The sequence below is a fragment of the Glaciecola petra genome (assembly GCF_031846345.1).
GTDB lineage: Bacteria > Pseudomonadota > Gammaproteobacteria > Enterobacterales > Alteromonadaceae > Glaciecola > Glaciecola petra.
This window is the reverse complement of sequence record NZ_JAVRHX010000003.1, coordinates 108,113-125,618: the sequence shown is the minus strand read 5'-3', so window position 1 is coordinate 125,618 and position 17,506 is coordinate 108,113. Positions and strand designations below refer to the sequence as shown.

The 17,506-nt window shown below is 40.1% G+C and carries 17 protein-coding genes; 10 read left to right on the top strand and 7 right to left on the bottom strand.

Features of this window, described 5'->3' with window-relative positions; all coding sequences use genetic code 11:
* Positions 1-20 precede the first annotated feature (20 nt).
* Positions 21-344, bottom strand: coding sequence for a met regulon transcriptional regulator MetJ (gene metJ / locus RM552_RS11305; RefSeq protein ID WP_311368950.1), 324 nt, complete (start codon positions 342-344; stop codon positions 21-23).
* 138 nt (positions 345-482) lie between these two features.
* Here metJ and metF point away from each other — a divergent pair, with 138 nt between their 5' ends.
* The gene (metF, locus tag RM552_RS11300; RefSeq protein ID WP_311368949.1) at positions 483-1,364 is read left to right on the top strand and encodes a methylenetetrahydrofolate reductase; all 882 of its coding nucleotides are present in this window, start codon (positions 483-485) and stop codon (positions 1,362-1,364) included.
* A 124-nt stretch (positions 1,365-1,488) separates the two neighbouring features.
* Positions 1,489-2,457, top strand: coding sequence for a virulence factor BrkB family protein (locus RM552_RS11295; RefSeq protein ID WP_311368948.1), 969 nt, complete (start codon positions 1,489-1,491; stop codon positions 2,455-2,457).
* Positions 2,458-2,463: 6 nt separating this feature from the next.
* Here the strand turns inward: RM552_RS11295 and RM552_RS11290 are convergent, their stop codons facing one another.
* On the bottom strand, positions 2,464-2,697 hold the full coding sequence (locus RM552_RS11290) for a YfhL family 4Fe-4S dicluster ferredoxin (RefSeq protein ID WP_311368947.1): 234 nt from the start codon (positions 2,695-2,697) through the stop codon (positions 2,464-2,466).
* 511 nt (positions 2,698-3,208) lie between these two features.
* Between RM552_RS11290 and RM552_RS11285 the strand changes: the two genes are divergently transcribed.
* Positions 3,209-3,898 carry a hypothetical protein gene (locus tag RM552_RS11285; RefSeq protein WP_311368946.1) on the top strand — a complete coding sequence of 230 codons (690 nt, stop codon included), beginning with the start codon at positions 3,209-3,211 and terminating at the stop codon, positions 3,896-3,898.
* Positions 3,899-3,912: 14 nt separating this feature from the next.
* Here the strand turns inward: RM552_RS11285 and mutH are convergent, their stop codons facing one another.
* Complete coding sequence (mutH, locus tag RM552_RS11280; protein WP_311368945.1) at positions 3,913-4,581, bottom strand: DNA mismatch repair endonuclease MutH; 669 nt, start codon at positions 4,579-4,581, stop codon at positions 3,913-3,915.
* Between the two features lie 84 nt (positions 4,582-4,665).
* On the opposite strand from mutH, the gene rppH reads away from it, so the two are divergent.
* From rppH to RM552_RS11245, 7 genes are all read left to right on the top strand, one after another.
* Positions 4,666-5,208 carry an RNA pyrophosphohydrolase gene (rppH, locus tag RM552_RS11275; RefSeq protein ID WP_311368944.1) on the top strand — a complete coding sequence of 181 codons (543 nt, stop codon included), beginning with the start codon at positions 4,666-4,668 and terminating at the stop codon, positions 5,206-5,208.
* A 71-nt stretch (positions 5,209-5,279) separates the two neighbouring features.
* A complete protein-coding gene (gene ptsP / locus RM552_RS11270; RefSeq protein ID WP_311368943.1) occupies positions 5,280-7,562 on the top strand; it encodes a phosphoenolpyruvate--protein phosphotransferase in 2,283 nt (760 codons plus the stop codon).
* On the top strand, positions 7,563-8,369 hold the full coding sequence (locus RM552_RS11265; RefSeq protein ID WP_311368942.1) for a sulfite exporter TauE/SafE family protein: 807 nt from the start codon (positions 7,563-7,565) through the stop codon (positions 8,367-8,369).
* A gap of 4 nt (positions 8,370-8,373) precedes the next feature.
* Positions 8,374-9,285 carry a prolipoprotein diacylglyceryl transferase gene (gene lgt / locus RM552_RS11260; RefSeq protein WP_311368941.1) on the top strand — a complete coding sequence of 304 codons (912 nt, stop codon included), beginning with the start codon at positions 8,374-8,376 and terminating at the stop codon, positions 9,283-9,285.
* Between the two features lie 4 nt (positions 9,286-9,289).
* Entirely contained in the window at positions 9,290-10,156 is an 867-nt protein-coding gene (locus RM552_RS11255) for a thymidylate synthase (protein ID WP_311368940.1), read from the top strand.
* Positions 10,157-10,253: 97 nt separating this feature from the next.
* Positions 10,254-11,294 carry a response regulator gene (locus RM552_RS11250; RefSeq protein WP_311368939.1) on the top strand — a complete coding sequence of 347 codons (1,041 nt, stop codon included), beginning with the start codon at positions 10,254-10,256 and terminating at the stop codon, positions 11,292-11,294.
* A 1-nt stretch (position 11,295) separates the two neighbouring features.
* Complete coding sequence (locus RM552_RS11245; protein ID WP_311368938.1) at positions 11,296-12,249, top strand: GGDEF domain-containing protein; 954 nt, start codon at positions 11,296-11,298, stop codon at positions 12,247-12,249.
* Between the two features lie 16 nt (positions 12,250-12,265).
* On the opposite strand, the gene RM552_RS11240 is transcribed toward RM552_RS11245, so the two are convergent.
* From RM552_RS11240 to rapA, 4 genes are all read right to left on the bottom strand, one after another.
* Positions 12,266-12,589: a hypothetical protein gene (locus RM552_RS11240; RefSeq protein WP_311368937.1), complete on the bottom strand. Its 324-nt coding sequence runs from the start codon at positions 12,587-12,589 to the stop codon at positions 12,266-12,268.
* A gap of 131 nt (positions 12,590-12,720) precedes the next feature.
* Complete coding sequence (locus RM552_RS11235) at positions 12,721-13,596, bottom strand: DUF3530 family protein (protein WP_311368936.1); 876 nt, start codon at positions 13,594-13,596, stop codon at positions 12,721-12,723.
* A gap of 306 nt (positions 13,597-13,902) precedes the next feature.
* Positions 13,903-14,559, bottom strand: a complete 657-nt coding sequence (locus RM552_RS11230) for a pseudouridine synthase (protein WP_311368935.1) — start codon at positions 14,557-14,559, stop codon at positions 13,903-13,905.
* Positions 14,560-14,571: 12 nt separating this feature from the next.
* A complete protein-coding gene (gene rapA, locus RM552_RS11225) occupies positions 14,572-17,400 on the bottom strand; it encodes an RNA polymerase-associated protein RapA (RefSeq protein ID WP_311368934.1) in 2,829 nt (942 codons plus the stop codon).
* Positions 17,401-17,506 lie beyond the last annotated feature (106 nt).

The following is a 17,506-nucleotide window of genomic DNA, read 5'->3' as shown; positions in this document are numbered from 1 at the left end:
GCGTAAAATAGTGGAAACAACTAATCTTGTTTTTCAATTTCATCGACGTCTATACCCATTGCTACCATGATGTTTCTAGCCTCTACTGGGATACGGTAGGGGTTATCTTTTTTCAAATCTTTATCATTAGGTAAAGGTTGGCCTGTAAATGCATGCAAAAACGCTTCACATAAAAGTTCGGAATTAGTAGCGTGCCTAAGGTTGTTAATTTGCCGACGTGTGCGCTCATCGGTCAACACTTGCAACACGTTTGTCGGTATAGAGACTGTTACTTTTTTTACTTGCTCACTCTTTTTGCCATGTTCTGCATATGGGTGAATATATTCGCCGTTCCATTTAGCCATTATTTTTATCATTGTTTTGTATTGTTATATTAAAATTCTAACTGGAATACCAAAAAAATCAATCTAGACGTCTAAATTGCTTGACGTCTACGCGATATTTTCGTAGTTTAGACGTCTAAACGTCTATTAGAGTAAAAAATGGTTTCCTATGCACAGGGTATCGATGCCCTAAATCAGTCTTTGAGTGAATTACGCGACATTGAAGTTTCCTTTGAATTTTTCCCACCTAATACTCCAACAATGGAGCAGACCTTGTGGAAATCAGTCGAGCGTTTAGCGCCTTTGAAGCCTAAATATATGTCGGTCACTTATGGTGCCAACAGCGGTGAGAGAGACAGAACGCATTCAGTAGTTAAACGAATTCAAGCTGAAACGGGCGTGACTACTGCGCCTCACCTTACTTGTATCGATGCAAGTCAAGAAGAGCTCAAAACTATTGCACAAGATTATTGGGATTCTGGGGTAAGACGCATTGTTGCTCTGCGTGGAGATTTGCCAGAAGGCATGGACAAACCGGCCATGTATGCATCTGATTTAGTTAACTTGCTCAAAGAAGTTGCTGACTTTGATATTTCTGTAGCTGCTTATCCTGAAAAACATCCAGACGCACCAAATGATCAATTCGATTTGTTAAACCTTAAACGCAAAGTCGAAGCCGGCGCCAATGAAGCAATTACACAATTCTTTTTTGATAGTAGTGCTTTTTTGCGCTATCGCGATCGTTGCGCTGCAGCAGGTATCGGTGCCGAACTTGTACCTGGCATTTTACCCGTTACAAATTACCAGACCCTTGTGCGCTTTGCTGGTATGACTAATGTACACGTGCCGGGTTGGTTGCACAAAATGTATCAAGGGCTCGATGCCGATGACCAAGCAACTCGCAATTTACTCGGCGCCAATATAGCTATGGATATGGTAAAGGTATTAGCAAAAGAAGGCGTCAAACATTTTCATTTTTACACCCTTAATCGCAGTGAGTTAAGCTTTGCAATTTGTCACATGCTAGGCTTAAGAAGATAAGTGAGATGAGAAATTAACGCTAATTTGTTATCATTGTAGTTATGATAAATGCGCGGGCGTCTATTGGGTATTAAGTACCTTGGCTCAACGCTTTTCAGTAGCTTGTACAAATTTACATTTTAAAATGGCGATTAAGATTGTGACAAAAGCAGAGTTAACAGTTAAATTTAGAGATTATTCAAGAAAAAGAATTCCTTTACTCAAAGATATATTCTTTAATTTTTTTAAAGATATAAAAGGTGAACGTGTAACTGTTTCTGCAGGGCACCTTGCTTATGTAAGCCTTTTATCACTAGTACCTGTGATAATGGTTATTTTTACCTTAATGTCTGCTTTCCCTGCATTTCAAGAAATCAAAGTACAATTAGAGGAATTTATTTTTGCAAACTTTGTTCCTCATGCTGGCGACGTGGTGCAAGACTACATGACCAAATTTGTCGGGAACGCATCTGGAATGGGTGCTACTGGCATCTTTTCTCTTTTAATTGTGGCTTTGTTGCTTATAGCGAACATCGACAAAACCTTTAACCACCTCTGGAAAACAAAAGCTAGTCGCCCACTCATTTTTACCTTCGCAATTTATTGGATGATTATAACGCTAGGACCATTACTTATTGGTGTGAGCATCGCAGTTAGTTCATATTTAGGAGCACTTGCCACCTTCGCCGACGACTATACGCCGGGTTTTGGGACGCTATTTTTAAAGACGGTGCCTTGGGGCGCAGCAATTGGAGCTTTCCTAATTTTGTATATGATTGTTCCAAACAGACCTGTTAGAGCAAAATATGCATTTTTTGGCGCCTTGTTTGCAACAATTTTATTTGAAATTAGTAAAAAAGGCTTCTCATTTTATGTTAGCAGCTTTGATAGTTATCAACTTATTTATGGGGCTTTAGCGACTATTCCAATCCTTTTTGTTTGGGTTTACCTCTCTTGGATTGTTGTGTTGCTCGGTGCTATTTTGACTTACAGTATCTCGATGACATGCGAGAAACGCGATGCTGAAAAAGTTGAAGAGCCTACTGACCAAACACGAGGCCATTTAAAACAAGAAACAAAAGAGCATGAGCCTGCTAACTCAGCATCTAAATAGAAAGCGCTAGTCCTCGGTTTTCGTAATCATAATGTGCGATTCTTTTTGGTTTGGATCGCTGACAATACATTCTACTGGGCATATTTGCACGCAACTTGGTTCATCATAATGTCCAACACATTCAGTGCACGCCGCAGGGTTTATCTCAAAAATTTCGACGCCCATGGTAATTGCTTCATTTGGGCATTCAACAGGGCATAAATCACAGTTTATGCATTCGTCGGTGATCAATAACGCCATGCTATTCTCCTTTCAATGATTCAAATACTCGAACAAGTATCCGTTTTACACATACTAAAGGAAGGGCCTTAAGGCAGTCTTGATCAATATCAAAACAAATTCGAACATTCTTAAAAATAGGTCTTTAATGTTGAAAATTATGCCAAAAAGCAAAACGAACACAATGTAACTGAATATATTGCGAATGAAATTGCCCAAATCTTATGTTTGATAGTCATGTGAATCTCCTGAGTAAATATAATAATGTGTTATTTCATAAGTGTTATAAATTCACATAAGCCAATATCGTGCCAATTTTTATATCATTGAAATATATAGATAAATTCTTAATTGAGGCGTTTAAGCGTACACAACAAAACGTCCGCGGACACTGAAAAGTGTACGATTCGGACACTTATTGGCGAATTTCACAACATTAATATTCCCGCAAAATTGATAGCCCCAAATAATTGAAATTTGACAAGATGTTTAAGAGTGTCCAGACTAGAATTCGTTCCCTCTGGAGAAACACATGACAAGTCATAGCGCTATCAATCGATTTTATTTGCAAATGGGGGGCTTGTTACTTGCTTTAGTTATTGTCGGGTTTGGCACTTCAATGATTAGTCAAAATAGAAATTTAGCTGACTTCCCAGTTCTCTTCCATATTCATGCGTTAGTATACATTTCTTGGTTTTCACTGTTTATTTTCCAAGCTTTTTTAATCGGCAGGCCTAATCACCATCTACACAAAAAATTGGGTTATTTGAGTCTTCTGCTTGTTGTAAGTATGTTGGTCACTGCTTTTATGATGGCATCACACACCTTTAGCAACGGTGTTTCCCCAGTCCCTATTATGACTTTGCCACAGTTTTTGTCGCTACCAATACTCGATGGCTTGGGTTTGTTTATTTTTTTTACAGTTGCTTTTTTGAACCGCCACAATGCCCTTGCACATAAACACAGTATGTTAGTAGCATGCATTGTGATAATGGACCCTGCAATTGCTAGACTAGCAATGGCAATTGGAATACCACCCGCCGCTCTGATTATTCATCTAGCATTAATTGGTTTGCTGATAACACACGATTGGCGTGCACGCAGTAAAGTTCACCTGATCACTTGGCTTGGACTTGCTTGGCTAATATTTAGAGTGGTATTCGTATTTACAATGGCAAGCAGTCAAATGTGGGCAGACTGGATGAATAAGCTTTTTAATTAAACGTAATACTTATTTTAAAAAGCGTTATTCAATATTTGTTGAGTAAAGTTTTTGCGTAAATAATACCCTCTTGGTCGCGTGCGTATTTTTTCGCCATTGATGCCAATTGCTTCCGTAAGCGCTTTACCATTAGCGGCTTTCGGTCGCAACTGTAAAACCTGTCCAGTGCGTGCTGTGATAGATTCTACTTTGCCAAGCGCAATTAACTCAACGAGCTCTTCCCAATCCTCTTTTAACAGTTGATTTTGTGCTGGCGTAGGTTGCCACAAAATTGGGGAGCCGACCATACGCTCATCAGGTGGGATTTCGCGTTCGCCTTGCACGGGTATCCACAACACTTTTTGTAATTTATTATAGACACTTGATGTAAGCCAAGTTGTGCCAACTAAATTAGTCAGCGGCGCATAACAAACGTAAGTCGTTTCAAGTGGCTTATGTTGATAATCTAATGGAAGTGTTTTTAATTCTATCCCCAGATCGGCGAAGTCTTGCTCAGGTTTACTGCCCGCTGTGGCGCCCAACGCTTTTTCAATTAACTGCCCAGTCCACCCCTTATGGTGTTTAAAATTAGCTGGAATAGCGATGTTTAGTGAATGTGCGATTTCTCCTAAGGTTGCGCCTGAGAGCTCGTTAGCTCTGTACATTAGTCCGGTTTCAGATTGTGGGGGAAGGGGTAATTTCACAAAAAATCAACATTTGCTTTGCTTCAGCCTTATAGTGTGAAAGAATAATACCATATCAAAAAATAAACGCGCTAGGTAATCTAAGTGATTGATACCGAAGGGTTCCGCGCGAATGTTGGCATAATAATCTGTAATAAATCAGGACAGGTATTCTGGGCTAGACGATACGGCCAGCATTCATGGCAATTTCCACAAGGTGGAATTGACAAAGGCGAGACCGCCGAACAGGCAATGTACAGAGAGCTAAACGAAGAAGTTGGCTTGACTCAAAACGACGTGAGTATAGTAGCCGTATCGCGTAATTGGCTGCGATATAAACTCCCTAAAAGATTGATCCGTAAAGGAAGCGATCCAGTCTGTATTGGTCAAAAGCAAAAGTGGTTTTTATTAACCCTCACTTGTGAAGAAAAAGCAATTGACTTTGAACGCACGGGGCATCCAGAGTTTGACGATTGGCGTTGGGTAAGTTACTGGTATCCTATTCGTAACGTTGTTTCGTTTAAACGTGATGTGTACAGGCGAATAATGAAAGAATTTGTCAGTCATGCCATGCCTCCCTCTAAGCCATTTTCGCCTTCTAAACGTGGTAAAAGACGTTTTCAAAAGCAAAAACATAAATCGCAATAGGGTATTGCACAAAAATTGCTCGTGAGCTGGTATACTTGATTCACCCTTTTTGAGCTAATCCTTACATTAAAATGCTGACAAATCTCAAACAAATTATTCAAGAAATGAATAGCATCCACCAATTGGATGCCGCATTGTCGCATTTGGCCACTAGAGTCAAAACTTTAATGGAAGTTGACTCGTGCTCTATCTATCTGGCCAACTATGAAACTAAGCAACTGTCATTAGCGGCAACTGATGGACTTGAAAAAAGTGCCGTTGGAAAAGTAAAAATAGGTTTTTATGAAGGCTTAGTGGGCCTTGTTGGAGACCGAGAGGAACCTATTAATATTGAGAACGCTAAAGAACATCCTCGCTACAAACATTTTCCTGAAGTAAAAGAAGATAATTATCATGCCTTTTTAGGGACGCCCATTATAAATCAACGTAAAGTTTTGGGTGTTATTTCGATGCAGCAAAAAAATATTCGCAGGTTTAGCGAAGACGAAGAAGCATTTTTGGTTACATTGGCTGCACAAATTGCCTTAGAAATTGTAAACGCTGAAATGCTCGGGGCTTTTGATCAAGAAAATCAAGGCCATGAAAAAGAATCAAGACAAGTGAATGGTATCCCGGGTTCTCCAGGTTTAGCGCTGGGGATTGGGATAGCTTACAACCTAAAACATAAACTCAATCAATGGGTACCTAAAAAGTCTTCTGACACTAGTTCGCAAATTACCCGCTACAGAACAGCAATAGAGGCAACTCGGTTGCAGGTAGCGACTTTGTCAGCATCAGTTAGCGATGATATTCCAGACGATGTCAGTGCGATTTTTCAGCTTTATCACCAACTATTGGATGCCAATAGTCTTGGCAGAGAGGTTGAACAAAAAATACACGAAGGTTGGGATGCCGCTTCATCTTTAAAATTGGTAGTAGATGTTTATGCAGCACGTTTCGAAAGCATGGAAGATCCATACATGCGAGAAAGAGCTGTTGATATAATTGATTTATCTAATCGTATTTTGGTCAATATTATTGATGATAAGCAGGTTGAATTTTCTGCTAATGATGAAGGCGCTTATATCTTAGTAGCTCAAGAGGTTAGCGCACCTATGCTTGCTGAGTTTCCTCGAGAAAAGCTTGCAGGTATTATTTCAATTAAAGGTTCTAATAATAGTCATGCTGCCATTTTAGCTCGCGCGTTAGGTGTACCGGCAGTAATGGGCTTACACAAAGTATCTTTAAACTTGCTGAATCAACAAGAACTTTTTATAGATGGATACTCTGGTGAAGTTACTTTAAATATAAGTGAAAGTAACAAACAAGAGTATTTGCAATTAATCGCTCAAGAAGAAGCCTTACAAGATAAAATTGCCGCCGAGGCTGATAATCCAAGCATTACCCAAGATGATAAACATGTTTCATTATTGGTGAATGCAGGCCTATCTGCTAACGTAGAAATGGAGCAATTTAAGCAAGGTGATGGGGTAGGGCTTTACCGCACAGAAATACCGTTTATGATGCGTGATCGATTTCCTTCTGAACAAGAGCAATGCGATTTATATAAAAGCTTGTTAAGTGCTCACCCGAGTAAAGAAATTACGATGCGCACCCTCGATGTGGGTGGAGATAAACCCTTATCTTACTTTCCAATAAGCGAAGAAAATCCATTTTTGGGCTGGCGAGGCATTCGCTTGACGCTCGATCATCCTGACATCTTTTTAGTGCAAATTAGAGCCATGCTAAGAGCCAGCATAGGTTTATCAAATTTGCATATTCTATTACCAATGATTTCAAATATTGGTGAGGTTATTGAGTCTAAGCGCTTAATTAAACAAGCTTTTTTAGAAGTAAAAGAAGAAGCATTTCAACAAGGTAATATGCTATCAAAACCTGCGGTAGGAGTTATGTTAGAAGTTCCAGCGGTTATTTTCCAAATTCCTCAGTTGGCTGATCATGTAGATTTCTTTTCTGTGGGCACAAACGATTTAACCCAATATTTACTCGCTGTAGATCGTAATAACGCGAGCGTATCTTCACTTTACTCGAGTTACCATCCTTCTGTATTAAATGCGCTCCAGAAAATTTTTGATGATTCAATCAAGTGCAACATACCGGTTACAGTTTGTGGTGAGTTAGCCGGTGAGCCTGCAGGAGCCTTACTTTTGCTGGCGATGGGTTATCGTAAATTGAGTATGAATGCACATAGTTTGCGCAAAATTAATTGGGTTATTCGAAATACTAGCATCTCAGATACGCAAGAGTTATTGCAATTACTGCTTCATCAAGAGTCTACTGAGCAAGTCATCAACTTATTAGAAGACTATTTAGAAGCCAAAGATCTTGGCGGTTTAGTTCGCGCGGGTTCATAAATGGATAACATTATTACAATCATGGCGCTTTGTTTACTCTTGGGTGCTGTTGTGGGTGTATTAGCAGGGCTGCTGGGTATTGGTGGGGGATTAATCATCGTACCCGTTTTGGCATTTATATTCCAAAAATTCTTAGGCGTTTCTATCGAATATGGTATGCAAATGGCCATTGCAAGCTCTTTGTCGACCGTTATATTTACAGGTTTGTCGTCGGCAAGGTCCCATTATAAATTAGGTAACATTGACAAAAAAATAGTGGTGGTCTGTGGTATTGGAATTGCTTTTGGCGCTGTTTTTGGCGCGCTTTTTGCGACTCAAATATCTGGCGTTATATTAAAACGTATTTTTGCTGGATTAGTATTATTGATAGCTTTGCAAATGATATTTGGTCGTAACCGAGTGTCTAATGTGAGTATTGGAAACCCCACATACGCGACAATAGGACTTGGCTCAGGGTTTGTTGCTTCTCTCATGGGAATAGGTGGAGGCGCTATTTTGGTGCCGGTATTAGTTTGGTTTCAAACACATATTAAAACGGCTATTGGGTGCGCAGCCCTGTGTGGTGTGGTTATTGCCACTTTTGGCACGGCTACGTTCATTTTTAGTGGTTGGAACGCAGATTTCTTACCACAATATGCGTTTGGCTATGTTTATTTACCGGCCACTATTGGTATTGCCTTAACCTCCATGATTACCGCGCCAATTGGTGCTAAACTAACGGTTAAATTAGACACGCAAAAATTAAAAAAGATATTCGCGGTGTTTCTTGTTTTGGTCAGTATTCGTTTGATTATAGGATTAGAATAAACATATGTTTGAATTAGTGGGGCTTGCTTTGCCCGAAATTGACCCAGTCATATTTGAAATTGGCCCTATATTTGGCATCGGGCCGCTTGCGTTGCGCTGGTATGGATTGATGTATTTGATCGGTTTTGTCGCAGCATTTTGGTTGGCATCGCGACGCCTGTCGCGCACCACTTGGACAAAAGACGAATTAAGTGACCTACTATTCTATTGTTTTATTGGCGTAATTATTGGCGGTAGAATTGGCTATGTTTTCTTTTATAGTTTTTCATCATTTTTAGACAACCCATTGTATTTATTTAAAATTTGGGAAGGTGGGATGTCTTTCCATGGTGGTTGTGCAGGAGTTATATTTGCGGCTTGGGCTTATTCTAAGGTAAAAGGTTGGTCCTTTTTAATGGTAGGTGATTTTATTGCACCTTTAGTACCTATTGGTTTGGGTGCTGGCCGAATTGGTAATTTTATTAATGGAGAATTATGGGGACGAATCACCGACGTGCCTTGGGCTTTTGTTTTCCCTAATGCAGGACCTGAAGCTCGTCATCCGTCTCAGTTGTATGAGTTTTTCCTTGAGGGGGCAGTATTATTTGTTGTGCTATGGCTATACTCTGCTCGACCTAGGCCAGTTGGTTCGGTGGGTGGACTGTTTTTACTTGGTTACGGCGTATTTCGTTTTATCGTTGAATTTTATCGACAGCCGGATGAACATTTAGGTTTGTATGATATCGGGTTGAGTCAAGGGCAATTACTTTGTATTCCAATGATTTTGGCCGGTATCGCTCTTATTATTTATGCAAATAAAAAGCGACCGGTGTCAGATAGTCATTTTGAAAAAAGTGTACATGCCGGTAGTAATATACAAAAAAACAAAAAAACAAATAAAAAATCAAAAAATAAACATAAAGTGGTTAAAAACTAAGGCTATGACAAGATCCAGTTCTCATCAATACGAAACGCTGTGCCAACGCATTATTGACCAGGGCCAATGGGTAGAAAACGAACGAACGGGTATTCGTTGTCTAACGTTGATTAATGCCGATCTTGAATATGATGTTGCGGCCAATGAATTTCCTCTGGTTACAACTCGAAAATGTTTTTATAAGGCCGCTATTGCTGAACTATTAGGCTATTTAAGAGCTTATGATAGTGCTGCTCAATTCAGAGAAATTGGATGTAAAACTTGGGATGCAAATGCCAATGAAAATAAAGCATGGTTAGCAAATCCCGCACGCAAAGGGCTTGACGATATGGGCCGAGTGTATGGAGTCCAAGGACGCAATTGGCTAAAACCCGATGGAAGTACCTTCGATCAATTACAAAAAGTGGTGAATAATCTCAAAAATGGGATTGATGACCGTGGTGAAATTGTTACTTTTTATAATCCAGGTGAATTCGATTTAGGGTGTTTAAGACCCTGCATGCATACTCATACTTTTTCTATATTGGCCGATACACTATATCTAACTAGTTATATGCGAAGTTGTGATGTTCCGTTAGGGTTGACCTTTAATATGCCTCAGTGTTTTGTATTGCTAGCACTCATGGCACAAATTACAGGATTAAAACCTGGTAAGGTCTATCATAAGATAGTTAACGCGCATATATACGAGAATCAGTTAGATTTGATGCAAAATGTGCAGCTGAAAAGAACGCCTTATGCAGCGCCTTCGCTTTCTATTAATCCAAAGATAAAATCATTGGAAGACATAGAGACTTGGGTGAGCAAAAGCGATTTTGAAGTAACTGGATATCAAGCTCATGAGGCGATAGCATATCCATTTGCGGTGTAGTCAATAATTAAGGCTTTCTAGAGTTTGCTATGATGCGCAAAATCTTTCTTATTTTACGTAAAAAAGTGGTATATAAACTTAACGATAGGTTGGCTAAATGGCACTACCCATTCTTATTTGCGATGATTCATCATTTGCCCGTAAGGCGATAGCTAGGTCGTTGCCGGACGAGTGGGACGTAGAAATCTGTTTTGCGGAGCACGGCAAGCAGGCCATTGAAAAAATAGAACAAGGTTTGGCACACGTTTTATTTTTGGACCTTAACATGCCGGTCATGGACGGATACGAAACCATGAAAGTTATTCGTCAACGCGATTTACCTACTATGGTCATCGTCGTCTCTGGTGATGTACAAGAAGAAGCCCGCAAGCGTGTTATAGAGATGGGTGCTTTAGACTTTATCGAAAAGCCAATAGACAACGCCAAACTCTTCGCAATATTGCATAAATTTGGCATCTACGATGGCCAAAGTTCAAGTGATCAACGTCAATGCTCAATAAAAACGGGTAATAGCCTTGAAGATAAATTAGATGTTTTCAGAGAAATGTCGAACGTTGCGATGGGACAAGCCGGCAACAGTCTCGCTAAACTTTTGAATATATTTGTTGAGCTTCCAGTCCCCAATGTCAGTATTATCCACAGCAACGAAATTGCCATGGCTATTGCCGAGATAGATAAAAATGATGCTGTTTCTGGGGTTTCTAAAGGCTTTACCAGCAAGAACCTACGTGGTGAAGCGGTTATTTTATTTAACGATACTCATGCCAAAAGTTTGAGCGCACTTTTACATCCAGATGAGTCATCTTCTCAGGTACAAAATACAAACGATATAAAACAAGATCATTTAGAACTAGAAGCACTGATGGATGTATCTAACATCATTGTAGGTGCATGTTTACGTGGCATAGCCAAACAACTAGATGTTGATGTTACCCACACTACCCCTAGCATATTAGGGTTGCATTGCGAACTCTCAGAGCTAGTCGAAGAAAACGTGTCGCGATGGGAAGAATTAATTTTGGTAGAGATTGCTTACTCAATGCCATCAGTCAATATCAATTTTGAACTATTGCTGCTATTGCCGGTTGACAGCTTAGATCTAGCTTTTGAGCGCTTCTTAAGCGTTAGGGAGCAATAAGATGCCAATGTCGAATAAAATAAGCGAATCGACAGAATGGGTTAATGCATTATTAGCTTCTCTTGAAATGGGAATAGTGATTGTGAACAACAACTATGAAGTTGAAGTTTGGAATCAGTTTATGGAAAACCACAGTAAGATAGATGCTCAAGAAATATCAGGACAATGCTTGTTCAAGGTTTTTCCCGACATTGAAGAAAATTGGTTAAAAAATAAATGTAAACCTGTTTTTGCCCTTGCGACTCCGGTATTTATGATATGGGAACAACGCAAGTATCTATTTCAGTTTGAAGCAAGTCGTCCTGTAACTTCTGACGCCGACTTTATGTACCAAAATATTACGATTACCCCATTATTAAACGAAAGTGGTGAAGTCGATAAATTGTGCTTTTTGGTCTACGACGCAACCGATCAGGCGCTCAATAAATTACGTGTTGACAGGTTAAACAAGCAACTAAAAACCATTAGCAGAGTTGATGGTCTGACGGGCTTATATAATCGACGATATTGGCAAGAACGTTTTGATCTCGAGTATAAATTAAGTGTCAGAAGTAAGTCTTGTAATACTTTGATGATGCTTGATATTGATCACTTTAAAAAAGTTAACGACACTTATGGGCATCAAGCAGGTGATGCGGTGATCAGGCATATCGCAGATACAATTAAAGCGGCTACTCGAGAAACCGATGTTTGTGGTCGCTATGGTGGAGAAGAATTCGCTATTCTATTGCCTGATACTGAGGCAAAAAATGCAGTCACTGTGGCTGAGCGTATTCGTAAATTGGTGCAAGCTACTGAAGTAGACTATGAAGGGCAAATCATAAAATATACGTGTAGTTTAGGGATAGCACAAAACACCAACGAATATACTAAACCAAGCCAATGGATCGAAATAGCTGATCAAGCTTTATACAAAGCGAAAGAGACGGGTCGAAACAAAGTAGTAGTATTGTAGGTGTTTGAGTATCGAACTATGGCCGCATGCCTACAACATCAAATGGACAAGCTCGGTTAGTTTTTAAATAGTGTAAACATAAATCAATTTCATCTTTTAAAATATCATCTTCTTTTAATGATTTAGCACTTACGTATTGTGTTTGATGCAACAAGTGCCAAAATATCCTTTCTTTATGGGTATAGAGTTGATTTTGTTTGTGTTCAAGTTCAGCCCATTCTTCAAAAGTATCCCACATAAAATTCTCTAATTCAGTGTAAGGCAGTTCATCATGCCAAAAAGCCTGAATATAATAGGTGAGCTGCGAACACTTCTTATCAATGAAAGATTGAACAAGCAAAGTTTAATGGCCAAAATTAATAGGTACCCTGAGTATAGTAGTATTTAAAAATTAAATAGCCGCAAAGCTAGTGTTTACAGTAACTGCATGAATTCAATGAAAAAAAACTTAACAAAAAAGTTAAAAAAAACCTACCATCCCATGAAAGTGGTCCAACCTACGATTTCTTTGGCGACATACTGCTCTGGTAGGCTTTGCAAGCCAGCGCCCAATAAGGTGCGTTGTCGATACATTTTTACCAAGTTTACTCGTGCGGAGTTTTGTCGTTGTTGAGCGTATTTTCTGGCAAGCGCGCTGTCGGACGGACTTAATAAATCAAGCATTGGCATTTGTAATTTAGGAATAAACATGGGAACTTGTTTATGCACTTCATAATCTAACCAATAAGGATTAATTGTTACTAAGCCATCGATTTGAAAAGTATTTTCTTGCTCCATTATAGTCGACATCCCTACAACAGCACTTTGCCCTTCAAGCAACATCAATCGAAACCCCATTTGACTTGCGGGAGCTTTAAGTGCTTCTGCAACGATAGTGTTTAGAAAAACGCCATAACTTTGCAGGTCATATGCCAGCTCTTGCGTTTGCCAAATTGAAGCATGAATGCCGGTTTGTGGAGCAGGAATATTTTCTTCTGCGGTAGTGGAGGTTTCATTATTATCATTATCGGAATCAGATGATTCACTTGCGTTTGTTTCATTGTTAGAAATCGACACTAAATACTCGCTTGTGGGCGTTATCAAAATCGCATTCCACCCCCAATTGGCAAGTTCTTTAGCTAACTTGGCCATATTGGCAACACTGCCCGTTTGAGTCTGATTGTCGCTGACCAAAACAATCGTGCCCTTAGTTGCGACTTGCAATGACTCGAAAGTTAGAAGTGGCACTTCCAAGGTTTTTTCACCCACGGTAATATTTAGCGTTTGAAGTTTTGCATCTTTTAAGAAATGACTCATCTCTTCAGTAAGTTGGGGCGAGTCAGTATTTGCTCTAACCGAATTGGTCAAGCTTATTGCAGTTATGCAGAACAAAAGTAGTGTAAAAGCCTTTTTAAAATAGGAAGTTATCGCGATATTTGGCTTAACGCTTTTATGTACCAAACGAGTAATTTGTAAAGTTGAACAAATCCTCTGTAGAAAAATTCTCGCAAACTTTATGAGACGCTGAAAATCCGTAAACAAACTATAAGACCTAAGCTTAAATGGTGTTACTCCTTATCGGCTATTTTGCCTCAAACTTATCATGATTTAGCATACATTTTTGTCCCATTAATAAAAGTACATGCTCTTCTTTTTTAAAGTCTACCTAACAGTCTAAAACGTAAATGGACTTGAAAACTCCATGGCCGAATGCTTCGTTGGATGCTCAAAGGCAATATGCGCTGCATGCAAGCATAGGCGCTCACTAGCGGCAAGAGCGGCCGGATGCGCATATAAGCGGTCTCCTAAAATAGGATGGCCAATGGCATGCATATGCACCCTTAACTGATGTGAGCGCCCGGTTACTGGTGTGAGTTTCATTAAACTTGAGTCTTGTTTGCTGGATACGCATTGCCAGTGCGTTAATGCGCGTTTACCGTTTACAAGATCTACCATTTGTTTCGGTCTGTTGGGCCAGTCACAAATCAAAGGAAGTTTGACCGAACCTTCAGAAGAAACTGGCTTTCCATACACTCGGGCATAATAAGTTTTGCTAATTTGCCTTAGTTCAAACTGCTTCGAAATATGACGGTGGCTTTCTTTGTTGAGGGCCATTAGCATTAGACCTGAGGTAGCCATGTCCAGTCTATGTACAATAGTGGCGCTCGGCCACACCCGTTGAACGCGTCGTTCGAGCGAATCTTTATGCTCTATAGCCTTACCGGGCACACTCAATAAGCCAGCTGCTTTGTTAAACACCAACACATCATCGTCACCATAAAGCAGTTCAAATGCTGGGTTAATCTCAGGCGCATAGTTCAATAAAACCATTTTTCACCCAACCTACTTAGGATTGTTAATAACGACTCTGACGCTATCAAGTTGTGGTTCAGCGGCTTTAATTATCTCGAATAATTGGGCTTTTTGCTCATTTAAATAATCTATTTCTTCTTGGCGAATAGATGGATTAAGTTGTTTTAAAGTACTTAGCCTATCAATTTCTTCGTCAAGCTCATATTGCATATTGATTAATGAAGCGTCTTTCACTCGGTTTAAATCTTCTTGAGCCAATGCTAAGGCCGCTTCTATGGTTTTCGATATAGGCTCAGCCAATGCGCTTACTAACTGTTTCGCTACTTTTGGTTTGACTTTAAATATTGGTGCAAACTCGGTTTCCTCGGCAGCAAATTTGGCATTTAAACAGACTTTAACAGGAGTTGCTGGCAGGTACCTAAATAGCTGCAGCGCCGGAGGCGCAATTGGGTTTAAAACGGCGATTATTTCAATCCAATACGCTCCAACGGGAGCATCATCACGATTAACAAAACATAAACTACTTTTGCCAATAACATCGAGTAATACGACGTCTAAACACTGGGTTACTAAATGGCTATCGGGATTAAGAAAAGTCAAATGCTCTAACTGTGTAGCAGCTTCTCTTTTATAGGTAACTTCAAGACCATCATCGCCAATTGAGTTAATTGGGAACAAGGTGTTTTCAGATTGTTTAAGGATAAAACTATGAGCGTCTTTTTCTTCTTGGGTAATACCTAATGAGTCGAATAATCGCGTCATAAAGCGCATCATTTCAACTGGATTTTCAGCAATTACAACCTGCTCAAGCGCCGTTTCGCTCTCTTCATCACCTTTTGCATTTAGCTCTAGAAGTTTGTCGCGACCCTGCTCAACTTGGTCTTTTAGTGAAAGGGTCAATGCATGTGCTTGAGCAATAAGATCTTGCCAGTTTTCTTTGTCTAAAGGACTGGCCAATGCATGCTTAAGGTCATCACCCAAACGTTTAAAAACATCTGATCCAACTGCACATGTAGACGCAAAAGCGTCTAATCCATCGTTATACCATGCAAACAGTACTTCTTGTGCAGTGTCTTCAAAGTATGGCAAATGAATATTAATATTATGTTTTTGGCCAATTCTATCAAGACGCCCAATACGCTGTTCGAGCAAATCAGGGTTCAACGGCAAATCAAATAGCACAAGGTGCCGCGAGAACTGAAAATTACGGCCTTCGCTGCCTATTTCGCTGCACAACATGACTTGAGCGCCGAGTTCATGATCAGCGAAAAAATGCGCCGCTTTGTCGCGTTCAACAATGCTCATGCCTTCATGAAACACGGTATGCCGAATACTCGTTTTGGTACGCATAAATTCAGCAAGTTGCAAAGCCGTGCTAGCAAACGCACATATCACTAACACTTTTTCGGTTTTATTGGCTTCTAAAAACTCAATCAAAAAGTTAACGCGCGGATCATAGGCAGGCCAATTATCGTCACTTATTAAATTACGTTCAGGATGCAAAGCGTGGCCAATATCATCCTGCTCTAGCAAGCTAAGGGCAAATTCTTTTGGTATACGCAGTGGCACAGGATGAGCAATCCGCTCAGGGAACCCTTGAATAGCTGACCGTCTGTTTCTGAATAAAAGTCGTCCCGTTCCATGTTGATCAACTAACTGTTTTAGTAAGCGTTTACGATCGCTTTCAAGATTTAAATCAAAATCTTCCAGACTGATATTTGGTATCACTTGCCGCAGTAATTCACGCTCAACACTGCTTAAGTCTTTATTTTCGATAAGTGGATTGACTGCGTTGGCTAGTTCGCTGTAATGCTGTTCTTGTTCCACAAAATCTTGATAATCGTAAAATCGTGCGGGGTCGAGTAGGCGCAAACGCGCAAAGTGGCCGTGATGACCTAATTGGTCAGGGGTAGCAGTTAATAAAAGCACTGATTTTGCAATATTAGCAAGTTGTTCAATTGCGCTATAGGCTTCAGAAACATCTTCTTCTGACCACTCTAGATGATGTGCTTCATCAACGACTAAAATATCCCATGGCGTTTCAATGGCATCGGCAAGTACTTTGTGCTGACTGATGAAACTTTGACTGCATAGAATCAGTTGCTCTTGGTCAAAAGGGTTTTCACCGCTTTCCTTTACCGCTTCGATGCGTTCATCGTCAAATACCGAAAACGCAAGATTGACGCGTCGCAACATCTCAACTAACCATTGATGTACTAAAGAGTCTGGGACGACTATGAGTACACGGTGTGCCCGGCCAGTGATTAATTGCATGTGAATGATAAGCGCAGCTTCAATTGTTTTACCCAAGCCCACTTCGTCGGCCAATAAAACGCGCGGTGCGTAGCGGTGGCCTACTTGGTTAGCAATATGCATTTGGTGAGGAATTAGGTCAACTCTGGCGCCGACTAAACCTACAACGCCTGAGCTAGAAAACTCATTTTGTTTTTGCCAGCACGCAAAGCGAGTATCAAACCAGTTGGGATCGTCAAACTGACCATGTAACAAACGTTTTTCAGGCTGATTTAATTTGACATGAGGGTCAAGCGCGACTTCTACAACCGAAGCTTCCTTGTTGTTATCAGTGCGCACACCAATGTAGGTTAATAAATCGTCTTGCTCTACGATTTTATTGATTGTGATTTCAAAACCGTCAATGTGTTTGACTTTCTCTCCCTCACTCAACACCAAACGAGTCACGTGTGCATTATTTTTTGCGTATGTTCTTTCCTCACCCACCGCAGGGAAAAGAATTTTCACGCTGCGGGCATCAGAAGCCATCACTACACCTAGCCCAAGGCTAGACTCACTATTACTTATAAAACGTTGTCCAACAGAAAAAGAAGTTGCTTCGCTCATTAATTAAATATGTCTTATGTGTTGTGTGGGCGCAATTGTAAACTGTGCATCGGTCGATGTCAGCTTTTTATCAAATACTCATAAAAAAGCGTGAACTCTTTGAGAT

Coding starts and splice junctions, on each gene's coding strand:
- RM552_RS11295 (WP_311368948.1), top strand. CDS start 1,489: ATGGCGATTAAGATTGTGACAAAAGCAGAGTTAACAGTTAAATTTAGA.
- RM552_RS11285 (WP_311368946.1), top strand. CDS start 3,209: ATGACAAGTCATAGCGCTATCAATCGATTTTATTTGCAAATGGGGGGC.
- ptsP (WP_311368943.1), top strand. CDS start 5,280: ATGCTGACAAATCTCAAACAAATTATTCAAGAAATGAATAGCATCCAC.
- RM552_RS11290 (WP_311368947.1), bottom strand. CDS start 2,697: ATGGCGTTATTGATCACCGACGAATGCATAAACTGTGATTTATGCCCT.
- rapA (WP_311368934.1), bottom strand. CDS start 17,400: ATGAGCGAAGCAACTTCTTTTTCTGTTGGACAACGTTTTATAAGTAAT.
- RM552_RS11265 (WP_311368942.1), top strand. CDS start 7,563: ATGGATAACATTATTACAATCATGGCGCTTTGTTTACTCTTGGGTGCT.
- RM552_RS11250 (WP_311368939.1), top strand. CDS start 10,254: ATGGCACTACCCATTCTTATTTGCGATGATTCATCATTTGCCCGTAAG.
- RM552_RS11255 (WP_311368940.1), top strand. CDS start 9,290: ATGACAAGATCCAGTTCTCATCAATACGAAACGCTGTGCCAACGCATT.
- RM552_RS11230 (WP_311368935.1), bottom strand. CDS start 14,559: ATGGTTTTATTGAACTATGCGCCTGAGATTAACCCAGCATTTGAACTG.
- lgt (WP_311368941.1), top strand. CDS start 8,374: ATGTTTGAATTAGTGGGGCTTGCTTTGCCCGAAATTGACCCAGTCATA.
- RM552_RS11245 (WP_311368938.1), top strand. CDS start 11,296: ATGCCAATGTCGAATAAAATAAGCGAATCGACAGAATGGGTTAATGCA.
- metJ (WP_311368950.1), bottom strand. CDS start 344: ATGGCTAAATGGAACGGCGAATATATTCACCCATATGCAGAACATGGC.
- metF (WP_311368949.1), top strand. CDS start 483: ATGGTTTCCTATGCACAGGGTATCGATGCCCTAAATCAGTCTTTGAGT.